This is a genomic window from Lactococcus sp. NH2-7C (genome assembly GCF_029953655.1).
Taxonomy (GTDB): domain Bacteria; phylum Bacillota; class Bacilli; order Lactobacillales; family Streptococcaceae; genus Lactococcus; species Lactococcus lactis.
The window spans coordinates 354481-366849 of sequence record NZ_CP124538.1; the positions used below are offsets into that span (position 1 = coordinate 354481).

Sequence of the window (12369 nt, forward strand, 5' to 3'; positions counted from 1 at the left end):
GCTTGTCTTTGCGTATTTTTAAGAATTTATTTCTGATGAAAATTCTTTTAGTTTCTAACTGAATTCCCCCTGCTAAATAAGCAGGTTTCATAACTTAAAAGTAAGGAGTAACGATGAGCGAAAGCCAAGTTCTTACACATAAATGTCCCAATTGTGGAGGCCCACTGCTTTTTGAACCCAAAAATCAAAAATTTCACTGTGAGTATTGTGGTTCAACATTTACGGAACAAGAAGTTTCTGATTTCGAGGCCAAGCAAGAGGCAGCAAAAGTTACTGACAGCCCTATCAGCTCTGTCAGTAATGCTGAAACGACTGACGAAAAAGAAAAAATTACTGACAGCGGCCAAAAAAAAGCTGACGAAAACACTGATGAAGAAATTGGACTATTTCTCTGTTCATCTTGTGGTGCAGAAATCGTCACTGATGCGACAACTGCTTCAACTTGGTGCTATTATTGTCATAATCCAGTTGTTCTGACCGAGCGTTTGTCTGGTAAATTTCTCCCCGAAAAAATTCTTCCTTTTCAAATTGAGAGAAAAGCGGCGGAAGAACAATTTTTAGACTGGGTGGGCAAGAAAAAATTTGTTCCGAAGGCTTTTTTTGACAAAAAACAAATTCAAAATCTGTCAGGAGTTTATTTTCCCTATTGGGCTGTTGATGCTGAATTATCTGGCGGTATTTCGGCCCAAGCCACTAATTTACGCGTCTGGATAGTTGGAGACACTGAATATACGGAACATTCTCAATATGAGATTCAGCGGGGTGGAGATACAAAATTTAAAGATTTAATCAAAAATGCCCTGAAAAAAAATCTGTCAGACAAAATGGTCGGCGCCGTTCAACCTTTTGATATGACTGCTGCTATTCCTTTTAAAAATCAATATCTTTCTGGCTTTTTAACTGAAAAACGAGATATTGAATTCCCTGATATGAAAGAAAATGTTGAACGGGAATTTCGTCAGTATGCTGACGGATTAATGGAATCAACAATTGTCGGTTATACTTCTGTCAGTAATTTACAAAGTAATCAGCAGATTAAAAATATCGATGAAGATTACGTTTTACTCCCAATCTGGCTGGTTACTTATAAAGAAGCTGGCAATGACCGTCTCTTTTATTACGCGATGAATGGTCAAACTGGTAAAGTAGCCGGACTTCTACCCATTGATAAGAAAAAACTTTGGACAGTTGCCATTGGAATCTTTATTCTAGTGCTTCTTCTTGGAATTATAGTGGGGTATTTGCTATCATGAGAAAAAAATTAGTCATTCTTTCTTTATTTTTCTTAAGCTTCTTCTTTTTACTCATTGCACCAAAGACATCCGCGGCGACATTCTCGTCAGGTCTTGAAGATAATCTTCAACTTTTAGGTGGAAATGTAAAACTCCTTGAACAAGAAGCTCAGAAATTGGCCAATGAAACAAAAGCAGGTGTCTATGTTGTCACGACAGATAGCTCTACCCCTGCCAGTCAAATGGCAAAAACTTATCTAGCCGATAAAGTAGGCGCTAAAAACAACGGTGTTGTTCTGGTCATTAACATGAACTTACGTAAAGTTTATATTTGGGCAACAGGAAATCTTAAATACTACCTGCCTTCAAGTCGCATTGAAAAAATCTTAGACATTGTCCAACCCGAATTGACTGACAATAATTATTATCAGGCTGTTAGCGGATTTTTTGACCAAGTTTCTAAGTATTACCAAGCAGGAATTCCAACATCAAGAAAATATTCTATCAACTCCGACACAGGAGCTGTAACTTTCCATCGCAGCTTTCAACCCTTATCAATTTTGATTGCTCTTATCATTTCTTTGATTGCAGCTGGCGGATTCGTTTGGACCATCTATCGTCGTTATCAAATGAAAGACGCTCATGCCGTATGGCGCTATGATTACGGCCGAAATGGTAATTTAGAACTCCATCAACGTGAAGATATTTTAGTCAACACCTTTGTTACTACAAGAATTATCCCTCGTCCTTCTTCTGATAACAATAATTTTAGTGATGGCTCTGGTGGCGGACGCTCTTTCTAAATAAAAAAGGAATCAAAAAAATGATTCCTTTTTTATTTTTGAATAATTTTATATTCCCCAGATTTTAGATTTCCCAGTGAATATTGACCAATTGACCAACGAATTAACCGAAGCGTTGGGAAGCCAACCGCCGCCGTCATTCTTCTAATTTGGCGATTTTTTCCTTCTTTGATTGAAATTTCAACCCAGCTTGTCGGAATTGCCTTACGTTCACGAATTGGTGGAGTCCGTTCCCAAAGCCAATCCGGCTCATCAATTAATTCTACTTTTGCAGGCAAAGTTTTTCCATCTTTTAATAAAACTCCTTTTTGCAACTTTTGCGCTGCTTCTGAAGAAAATTCTCCCTCCACTTGAACCAAATAGGTCTTGTAAGACTTTGACCTTGGGTCTGTCAGTAAATTATTAAGCTTCCCATCATCTGTCAGTAAAAGTAGGCCTTCACTATCTTTATCCAATCTTCCAGCAGCATAAACATTTGGTAGTTTAATATAATCTTTTAAAGTTTTACGACCCTCTGCGTCAGTAAATTTTGTCAGTACATCATAAGGTTTATTAAATAATATAATCATAATTTTTTTGCAAAAGTTCATCTTTCTCAAATCTATTTCTATTAATTATTTTACCAAAAAAAATAATTATTAGCTTACAAGCAAAGTTTTAGCTAGTCATTTGGCTGATATGGATGAACTTTAGTTGGTGAATTAATTTCCATACTTAATTAGACACGCGCACTTACATACAAAAACAAGAGCGCTTCAGACTGGTCTTAATAATATTTAATCTTTAATCTTTAATCTTTAATGATAGCAGACCATTGATCAAATAATAAAAACCTTCCGTTTAAAATGGAAGGTTTTTATTTTGAAGTAAATAGGGGTCACTTTTTATTCAAATCATCAATTATTTTTTCTTGGGCTTCTATTTTTTCTCTGAGTGCTTGCTTTTCTTCTTCCTCTTTTTGAGATTTTTTTCTACGTTTCCACAATAAGATAATTAAGAATAAGACAAGTAGCAATAAACCGATGACAAATAATAGCCATGTCCAGTCTTTTTCTTTTTTAACGGTTGGGTCACTATCATTCAGTTTTTGAGCTTGATTATCAGAAATTGTGAACTCTTGGTCAAATGCCCATTGATACTTATACCGTTGCGTTTTATTATCGACCTGCACCTCATATTTTCCCTGATTGTCCGTTCTGGCGTTAACGACAAGCTGAAGGCGATATTTCCCAGGTTTTAAAGGTTCTGACACCCTTGTAGCCGCACTTTGATTACTAGTTGGAACAGGTAAATCAAAACTAGTATTTGGTGCCATTTGCATCATTGAATTTGAATAAGTATATTTTATATCGGGCTCACTTATACCACTTATTGTTGTTTTTACATTCATTGTATTGATATAAGTCATCGTTGGATTTTGGAGATTTACATTAATCACATTTCTTCCATTGATTTGACTAGGATTAATTTTTTTCAATTTTACATCAGGTGATACTTCATTATCATTTTGCTTCATAAGCAGAGCAATAGTATAAGAATAAGTATTCTTTACCGTGATTCCTTCTGGATCTTCTTCTTTATCATTTTGACCCTCTTTAGAAAAAGTAATCCCACCAGCCATTTGTCCACTAAATTCTTCTTTTGGCATATTTACTTTAAGTTCAACCTTTTGACGAGAAAGAGGTGCTAATGTTAGGCCTTTGGGAACTTTAACATAATCTTTAAGATTATATTTTAAGGAAGAATCCGCTGCGATTTCGGTCGGCTCATAAACTACAAGACCATTTATATTCGTTACAGCACTAGAAAGCGAAAGATCTATCCTTATTTCTTGCTCTGTATTATTAGACAGCTCTACTTGCAAAATCTGCTCTTTACCCGCCCCTAAAATAAGATCAAAATATCCTAAATCTTTATTCGATTGATTTTCTGGAATGATTGGCTTTACAGTATAATCATCTGTCCGAGCATAGCCAGTGTGAGCCAGACCAATGCATAACATCAGAAAAAATGCTGATAAAAACAATTGTAATTTTTTCATTATAATTCCCCATAATCCCCCAATTTTATAAAAGTCGAGTCTCCTTTTGAGAGGCTCTACTATCTGAATTAACTACTAGGCATTACCTGGTGCACTGTAAAGATTCCAATTTAGAGTGGTTGTATATGTATCCACTTTAGCAGAACCTGCTGGTACACTGAGTGTAATATTTGGATCAACTTTACCAGTTGTATTTACCGAAGCATCTAAAGTTTCAGGATCAGTCACTAAACTAGAACCATCTGCCGCACCAAAACTAAGTAAGTTTGGTCCTGTACCAGTTCCAGCATCTGCTTGGAAAATATTTACGGCTGTCCCAGGAACAAGCGCATTTGTTGCAGTATTCACTGTAGAACTTGCCTTGTTTGATGATGTACTCACAACAGTATTTGTTTTATCAGTATTGAAAGTCAAAACAGCATTAGTCAAATCACCAGCCTTTGTTCCTTTAAATTGTGCTGTTTGTGTTAGAGAAACTGACCAACCTACTGGTCCAGTCGCTGTCCCTCGGTTATCTGTTACCTGCATGAATTGTGGAATAGCTTTCCCAGACCCATCATTTGCAGCCCAAGCTGACCACGTATGAGCTGTTGACGCATCTACATAGTGTGTTCCAAAGTTAAGCGCTGGAACAAAGTCTAAAGTCAATCCATCATTTGAAGCAATGGGGGTTGAAGTATTGGGAACACCTGGTGTGGTTGGTGTGATTGGTGTTTTACCATCGCCAGGAGCTACTGGATTCGTTGGTGTTTTCTTTGGTTGAAAGGCTATATTTGCTCCACTACTTGTGTTTCCTACCGTCGCAGCGCCAACTTCTAAAAAGCTCGCTGACAATAGAGACGCCGTAATTACTGCAACGCCACTAAGGCTAATTATTGTTTTTTTCATCGAAGTTCTCCTTTAAAATTATTAGTTTGTTTTTTTTCATCACTAGAACCCCACTTCCAATCATTAGAAAAGCCATTGCAATAGGCATCCATAAGTCATTTTCATCGCTCCCCACAATAGGAAGTTTTCGATTACTAGATGTCTGAATTTCATTGGTATTCGCTGTCTTAGAAGTTTCTGGTGGTTTATCGCTTGGCTCTTTTTCCAAAAATCCTACTTTTCCACTGGTACTCGTTCCGCCAATTTCTTGAGCAAAAGTAGCACTTGTATTTAAAAGTAAGAGGGCACAAATGACCCATAAAATATATTTTATTCTCATAAACCTCCTTTCTTATCTGTAAAGTGGATACTTATTTTTTGAAGTAAGCATAAATTGCTCCAGAAGAGATGAGTACCATTAGAATTAATGATATACCTATTGATTTTTTGTTTACAGCTTTTACTTCTTCTTTCTCATCCTGCAGAATTTTCAAGCTTCCAGAATCGGAAACACTCAGTTTTTTTTTGAGCGTTTGATTAGAAGACCTAATTGTCAAATCATATTTTTCTCCTTTTATCAGCTTTTTCTGATTAACTAGTTTGATATTGACCGAAGCGTATGGTACCACCGCTGTTTTAGAGTTACTGAATTCAGACATAACTTCCCCTTGTTTGTCTTTGATTACTGCCTCGACATTCATTTCTCTTAGAAGAGACGAGCTTGGGTTTTTGATTTTTATTAACTGCTCTTTTTCATTTAAATCCTCCACTCCAAAGTCTAAATTTTGCTTATTGGGTTCCGAATAGTTTTTATCTTCCATTACAAGAGCAACCGTATTACTATAAACATTTAATATCCCTTGCTGACGGTCACTCTCTTTCGGAACTTTGGTGACATTTATCCCTCCAATAACTTGACCTTTAATACCTTCTTTTGGAATTTTTAGATTAATCGTAATTTCTCTAACTTCATTAGGGACCAAAGCAAGTTTTAATTTGCCAGCTTCTTGCTCTTTATCAAAAAAAATATCTTCATAAAAATCAAAATTTATTTTTTTATGATTCAAATATTTTTTTGCTTCTTGTTTTGATAAGCTATAGTCAAGAGTAAAATTACGATTATTAACTGCTTGATTTGAGGTGATTTCAAATTCATTCGCTTCTTTACCATTCGTAATTTTTAACTTCAGCTTTATTGATTCCGCTTCTTCTACTCGCAACCACCAGTAAGAAATATTTTTATCTTTTTGATGTCCTTCGATTACTGCCGCTATACTAAAATCACTGTTTGGACTTTCAGCAAAAATAGATTTAGTTTGTAGGAGCAAAAATAAACTAAGGAGGGATAGAAAAAGTAATTTATAAACTTTTTTCATTTTTCCCCCTTAAGATGGTCCGTTTGCCACTGTGTATTGAAAAGTCCCTACATTAGTATTAGTTTGTGTTAACAAGCTGTTATTGGCTTTAATATTCAAACCAGAATCGGTTGGAAATGTCATTGTATACCAACTTCCTGCACCAGTCATTTTAATCCATGAAGGCAACGTACTATCACTTGTGATACTTGCAATTTGTAAAGCAGAATTAAGTGTTAATTGACTCGGCGTTTTAGTTGTTGGATCAACCCAATAATATTGAAGTGCATTAGAAAAATTATTCTGAGTCATTTTGACAAGGACATGTATATTGGGATTTTGTGCTCGATCATCCCCGACAACAAGTGTTGCGGTACTTGCACCATTAATTAGAGAAGACCATGAGCCGTCTACCGGTGTTCCTTGAGCTAAAGTGGGATCTAATGAAACATTAAATGTTCAATTCATACTTGATAAAGCTGCATTTAATTGAAATCCTAGGGGCTGATACCATGAAATATATTTCCCAGCTGCAATACTTGATGCGTCACTTCCATAACTATTAGGACTTAGATTTGTTACCTGTAAAGTAGGGTTAAAGGTCGTGAGTGTTCCCGTATTCATCCGATACCAGATATCTGAACTCGTTGGGGTAATTGTTCCTTTATTGGGCGTTAGCAGGTCGTAAGTCGAATCAAAAGTATAACCGGTTGATGATGAGTGGGTCCGTAAGCCACTTCCCGAAATCGTAATCGGAAATGTTAGAACGGTAGTGGAAAAGACTGAGCCACCTGCTGTATTAAAAGTTACAACTTTGGGGTCGGTCATTGTTATACTACTTCCTAACCCTGGAGCAAGTGAAACTACATTTTGATTTGGATTTAAGTTATTAAATAGAACACTTGAACCTTGTGCAAAATTCCATTTTACTGCACCCGTCAAAAACGCATCCAAACTAATTACCCCGCCTGTTGTCACTTTGAGAGTTGCATTTTGTCCAACATTTAGGTTCCAACTATTTAATGTATTTAAGGCCATAAACCAGCCTCCAGCATAGGTAGATGAGGTATTTACAGTTCCATTAATTACGAAATCTCCATTAATATTCCAATTTAATGCTCCAACTAGTAATCCATCATCATAGTACATCGTATAAGTCTTATTCAAATTCCAAACCATTGACGCTCCAGCATCAACTTGTAAAGTTGAACCACCACTTGAATAATATACGTAGAAAGGTTGGTCATTTCCCCAACTTTGATTCAAAGTCGTTGTACCAGTTACCACTTCAAGATAGGCTCCTCCTTGAATCCATTCACCTTGATTATCTGCCCCAGCTGAACTTGTATCATTGATATTGTGATTTTGTAAAATATTAAAGGTATTTGTACCTCGAAATAATACTTTTCCATTATCATTTCTAATTGGTTGTGCTCCGTAGATTGCATCACCATTGCTCACTGTCACATTTTCATATACAGCAGTAGCCTTAGCGTTTAAACCTTTCATTTGAAAAATTCCACTCGTGATATTGTTTACAATTGTTGCATTCTTAACTGTTAGGGTCGTATCCGTAGAAATCGTTCCATTTGAGCCGAAAGCTCTGGCTGTTCCATCACTTCCACCAATACTCTGAGCTGTTGTATAAGTTGTATCATTATCAAGATAGAGAGTATAATTATTTCCATTTATTGATAAAGATTTACCACTAGAAACGGTATTACCAGAGTTCAAAATACTATTTCCTGGCACATCGGCTGTCACATTAAAAAATATTGTACTCATTGATGTTGCATTTGGAGTGACTGATTTATATGTGTCAATCATGTCCTGCCAGCTATTGGTATTATAATAAGTAGCCCCGGTCACTCCAGTTACAGCCCCTGAGCTATCAACCGTTCCTGTAAGAACGGCCGCCTTAGTTTTGGGAGCTAAGCCAAATAGAATAATTAGAAATCCCAGACTTATGAGGAATATAATTTCTTTTTTTATTTTCACTTTTTCTCCCTTCTATGGTCCTGTTACAAGTGTTGAGGTAATCGTTGCTTTGTAAGAGCCTGTGACGATTACTTTAGTCGTCCCATCTACTGTCAACTGTGCTGTCACAGCACCACTATTCATCGTTCCATTCGCTCCCGTTCCGCTTCGCAAAACAACACCATTCTGTTTGAAAATGTTGACATTGGAACTTCCAATAAGTTTTCCGTCAGAACTATTTGCTACTGAAACATAAAAGGCCGTTGTGGGTAAAACGATAGTGTTAGAAACTAAAGTAAAATCTGATATTGATTGTTGGAGGGAAAAACTTGTGGATGTTCCAGATAAATTAACAATTTTAATTGCTGCATCTCCCGTTGCATTGCTATTGATTACTGACGAGCTTGCTGTTTGAGTACCAAAATTAAAATTTGGAGCAGTAAGAGACCAAGTATTCGTTGTTGGTGCAGTCACATTAATATAGGCATTCGCTACTGAATTTTGACTGTCTATAGCAGTATCCGCTAAGGTAAGTTTCCCACCAAACATCAAGAAGGTTATATTAATAAAAAAGAAACTTACAATGAATATTTTTGCTTTATTTGCTTTCTTCATTCAACAACCCTCTTTCAGTATTTTGTCGTTTATAAATTACTAAGTAGTCTATATATCTTTTATAACCTATTCCCCAACTTATGTCTAATAAAACGCTTTCTTTAATTAATGCGTACGAATATTAATACAGAATTGATGTAATTTTTGGTTTTTTTATTTAAAAATAAAAAAAGCCCCGTTTGGGACTTCTTTATTTTTTAAATATTTTTAGTTGTAAAACTACGACTTTGCATTACTTTTAAAATTGCAGCAACAGTATCTAGTGATGTGAAAAGTGGAATACCGCGACTAATTGCTTCTTGACGAATACGGAAACCATCGGTAGCCGTTGTTAATGAGGCACGAGTATTTCCCATTGTGTTCACAACTGCTTGAACGCGTCCATGACGAATATCTTCAACTAATGTTCCTTCTTCATCTTCTCCACCAGCTAGTTTTTCAACTTCACGGACATAAAGTCCATTTTCCTTAAAGAATGCAGCGGTTCCTTGAGTTGCAACTAATGAATAACCTATTTCTGCGAAATCTTTAGCAAGTGCTAGCGTTTCTTCTTTATCTTCATCAGCAACTGTGAATAAGACCGAACCATAATCTGCCATGTGCAGTTTAGCGGCTTCAAATGATTTATAAAGTGCTTTTTCAAGGGTCACATCTGAACCCATTGCTTCACCTGTTGATTTCATTTCTGGACCAAGTAAGCTATCAACTTTTGCTAGTTTTGTAAAACTAAAGACTGGTGCTTTCACGTGAACCATATCAGGAGTTTCTGCTAAGCCTTCTGTGTAGCCTAAATCCTTCAAGTTTTTCCCTAAAATCATTTGTGTCGCCAATTGGGCCATTGGAATGTTTGTCACTTTAGATAAAAAGGGAACAGTCCGTGACGCGCGTGGATTTACCTCAATGACATACACTTGTTCTTCAAAAATAACAAATTGAATGTTCATCATTCCGATGCAGTTCAAACCAATAGCTAATCGTTTAGTGTAATCAACAATTGTATCAATAATTTCTTGTGAAAAAGTTTGTGGTGGATAGACAGCCATTGAATCCCCAGAGTGAACCCCCGCTCGTTCAATATGTTCCATAATTCCTGGAAGAAGAACTTCCGTGCCATCACAGATTGCATCAACTTCACATTCACGTCCTTGTAAATAAGAATCAACGAGTACTGGATGTTCAGGTGAAGCTTTTACCGCACGATTCATGTAATCACGCAGGTCTTTTTCATTATTAATGATTTCCATTGCTCGACCGCCCAAAACAAAGGATGGGCGAATAAGGACTGGATAACCAATTTTGTTGGCGTTAGCAACGGCTTCTTCTTCATTTGTTGCTGTTGCTCCTGGTGGTTGTGGGATCTCTAAATCTTGTAATGCTTTTTCAAATAAATCTCTGTCCTCAGCACGGTCTAAATCTTCAACTTGCGTTCCTAAAATTTTAACCCCAGCTTTAGAGAGAGGTTCGGCTAAATTGATAGCCGTTTGTCCGCCAAATTGAACAATCACACCTTCTGGTTGTTCTAAGTCAATGACATTCATCACATCTTCAAAAGTTAGTGGTTCAAAATAGAGCTTATCCGAAATTGAGAAATCTGTAGAAACGGTTTCTGGATTAGAGTTGATAACAATTGCTTCTTTTCCAAGGGCTTGGAGTGCTTTTACACAGTGAACTGTCGCATAGTCAAATTCAACCCCTTGTCCAATTCGGATGGGACCTGAACCGAGAACAATTATTTTCTCTTTGCTTGAACGTTTAGACTCATTTTCCCATTCATAAGTTGAATAGAAGTAAGGCGTTGAGCTTTCAAACTCAGCTGCACAAGTATCAACCATTTTGTAAACTGGAATAATTTGATTTTCTTGTCTGCGACGTCTAACTTCTTCTGGGCTGACATTCCATAACTTGGCAATCTGACGATCTGAGAATCCATTTTTCTTTGCTGTTTTTAAAAGCTCTGGTTCAAATATATTTACCTTTAACTGGTCTTCAATTTCGACAATATGGAGGAGTTTATCAAGAAAGAAAATATCAATCTTGGTTAAATCAGCAATTTCTTCAATAGGAATTCCACGACGAATCGCTTCTGAGACATAGAAAAGTCGGTCGTCTTGTGTTTTAACCATTTTTTCATAGAGGATTTCATCATCGGCCTCTTGTGCCTCTTGTAAATCATTATGAAAAACACCAATTTCAAGTGAGCGTACAGCTTTTAGAAGACTTTCTTCGATGTTACGTCCAATTGCCATGACTTCGCCTGTCGCTTTCATTTGTGTTCCTAGGTGGCGGTCACCATTTTCAAATTTATCAAATGGGAAGCGAGCTATTTTTGCTACAACATAGTCGAGCGACGGTTCAAACATGGCATAAGTTTTATTAGTTACTGGATTGATAATTTCATCTAGTGTCATCCCAATCGCAATTTTAGCAGACATTTTTGCAATTGGATATCCTGTTGCTTTAGAGGCTAAGGCTGATGAACGGCTTACCCGTGGGTTAACTTCGATTACTCGATATTCATAAGAATGTGGGTCAAGAGCAAGTTGAACATTACATCCCCCTTCAATTTTTAGGGCACGAATAATATTTAGCGAAGCGTCACGAAGCATTTGATATTCGTTATCTGAGAGCGTTTGACTTGGTGCGAAAACGATTGAGTCACCTGTGTGAACTCCAACTGGGTCAAAATTTTCCATATTGCAGACAACAATCGCATTGTCAGCAGAATCACGCATAACTTCATATTCGATTTCTTTATAACCAGCAATTGATTCTTCAATTAGGCATTGTGTCACTGGAGAAAGTTTCAGTCCATTTGCCACAATCTCACGAAGTTCTTCTTCAGTATCACAAATTCCTCCACCTGTTCCACCCATGGTGAATGCTGGACGGACAATGATTGGATAACCAATTTTGTCAGCAATTTCAACTGCTTCATCAACTGTTGTTGCAATATCACTGGCACAGAGTGGCTCACCAATTCTTTCACATAATTCTTTAAAGAGCTCACGGTCTTCTGCTTGGTCAATGGCGCTTAATTTTGTTCCAAGAAGTTCAACATTAAGCTCTTCAAGAATTCCTGTTTTGGATAATTCCATTGCCATGTTAAGTCCTGTTTGTCCACCAAGTGTTGGTAATAAGGCATCAGGACGCTCCTTACGCAAAATTTTACTGACAAACTCTAAAGTAATTGGTTCAATATAGACAGTGTCAGTTATTTCTCTGTCAGTCATGATTGTTGCCGGATTTGAATTGACTAAAACAACTTCGTAGCCTTCTTCTTTAAGTGCAAGACAGGCTTGTGTTCCTGCATAATCAAATTCTGCGGCTTGACCAATAATGATTGGTCCAGAACCGATAATCATGATTTTTTTGATATCATTGCGTTTTGGCATTTGTTTTCTCCTTTGTAGTAAAGCATAACTTCGTTGCAAATAATTCACAACCCGCTTCGCTCCTTGCGCACTTTATTTTTAACATCA

At 36.8% G+C, this 12369-nt stretch carries 9 protein-coding genes and 1 pseudogene; 2 read left to right on the forward strand and 8 right to left on the reverse strand.

Annotated elements, in window-relative coordinates:
* Positions 1-113: 113 nt before the first annotated feature.
* Complete coding sequence (locus QJV49_RS01625) at positions 114-1253, forward strand: TFIIB-type zinc ribbon-containing protein (RefSeq protein ID WP_225511502.1); 1140 nt, start codon at positions 114-116, stop codon at positions 1251-1253.
* The gene (locus tag QJV49_RS01630; RefSeq protein WP_225511503.1) at positions 1250-2035 is read left to right on the forward strand and encodes a TPM domain-containing protein; all 786 of its coding nucleotides are present in this window, start codon (positions 1250-1252) and stop codon (positions 2033-2035) included. The genes QJV49_RS01625 and QJV49_RS01630 overlap by 4 nt, the downstream gene beginning before the upstream one ends.
* A 32-nt stretch (positions 2036-2067) precedes the next feature.
* On the opposite strand, the gene QJV49_RS01635 is transcribed toward QJV49_RS01630, so the two are convergent.
* The 8 genes and pseudogenes from QJV49_RS01635 to carB form a co-directional block, all read right to left on the reverse strand.
* Entirely contained in the window at positions 2068-2604 is a 537-nt protein-coding gene (locus QJV49_RS01635) for an rRNA large subunit pseudouridine synthase E (RefSeq protein WP_225511504.1), read from the reverse strand.
* Positions 2605-2912: 308 nt separating this feature from the next.
* Positions 2913-4076: a DUF916 and DUF3324 domain-containing protein gene (locus QJV49_RS01640; RefSeq protein WP_225511505.1), complete on the reverse strand. Its 1164-nt coding sequence runs from the start codon at positions 4074-4076 to the stop codon at positions 2913-2915.
* A gap of 75 nt (positions 4077-4151) precedes the next feature.
* Positions 4152-4964: a WxL domain-containing protein gene (locus tag QJV49_RS01645; protein WP_225511506.1), complete on the reverse strand. Its 813-nt coding sequence runs from the start codon at positions 4962-4964 to the stop codon at positions 4152-4154.
* Complete coding sequence (locus QJV49_RS01650) at positions 4945-5283, reverse strand: hypothetical protein (protein ID WP_225511507.1); 339 nt, start codon at positions 5281-5283, stop codon at positions 4945-4947. The genes QJV49_RS01645 and QJV49_RS01650 overlap by 20 nt, the downstream gene beginning before the upstream one ends.
* Positions 5284-5314: 31 nt before the next feature.
* Positions 5315-6319: a WxL protein peptidoglycan domain-containing protein gene (locus QJV49_RS01655; protein ID WP_225511508.1), complete on the reverse strand. Its 1005-nt coding sequence runs from the start codon at positions 6317-6319 to the stop codon at positions 5315-5317.
* A 9-nt stretch (positions 6320-6328) separates the two neighbouring features.
* Positions 6329-8266, reverse strand: a pseudogene (locus QJV49_RS01660) (RTX toxin).
* Between the two features lie 42 nt (positions 8267-8308).
* Positions 8309-8890: a hypothetical protein gene (locus QJV49_RS01665; RefSeq protein WP_225511509.1), complete on the reverse strand. Its 582-nt coding sequence runs from the start codon at positions 8888-8890 to the stop codon at positions 8309-8311.
* Positions 8891-9087: 197 nt separating this feature from the next.
* On the reverse strand, positions 9088-12282 hold the full coding sequence (gene carB, locus QJV49_RS01670) for a carbamoyl-phosphate synthase large subunit (protein WP_225511510.1): 3195 nt from the start codon (positions 12280-12282) through the stop codon (positions 9088-9090).
* Between the last annotated feature and the right edge of the window lie 87 nt (positions 12283-12369).

Excerpts from the sequence above, each read along its gene's own strand:
- QJV49_RS01650 (WP_225511507.1), bottom strand. The coding sequence starts at position 5,283 with ATGAGAATAAAATATATTTTATGGGTCATTTGTGCCCTCTTACTTTTA.
- QJV49_RS01625 (WP_225511502.1), top strand. The coding sequence starts at position 114 with ATGAGCGAAAGCCAAGTTCTTACACATAAATGTCCCAATTGTGGAGGC.
- QJV49_RS01640 (WP_225511505.1), bottom strand. The coding sequence starts at position 4,076 with ATGAAAAAATTACAATTGTTTTTATCAGCATTTTTTCTGATGTTATGC.
- QJV49_RS01665 (WP_225511509.1), bottom strand. The coding sequence starts at position 8,890 with ATGAAGAAAGCAAATAAAGCAAAAATATTCATTGTAAGTTTCTTTTTT.
- carB (WP_225511510.1), bottom strand. The coding sequence starts at position 12,282 with ATGCCAAAACGCAATGATATCAAAAAAATCATGATTATCGGTTCTGGA.
- QJV49_RS01630 (WP_225511503.1), top strand. The coding sequence starts at position 1,250 with ATGAGAAAAAAATTAGTCATTCTTTCTTTATTTTTCTTAAGCTTCTTC.
- QJV49_RS01635 (WP_225511504.1), bottom strand. The coding sequence starts at position 2,604 with ATGATTATATTATTTAATAAACCTTATGATGTACTGACAAAATTTACT.
- QJV49_RS01645 (WP_225511506.1), bottom strand. The coding sequence starts at position 4,964 with ATGAAAAAAACAATAATTAGCCTTAGTGGCGTTGCAGTAATTACGGCG.
- QJV49_RS01655 (WP_225511508.1), bottom strand. The coding sequence starts at position 6,319 with ATGAAAAAAGTTTATAAATTACTTTTTCTATCCCTCCTTAGTTTATTT.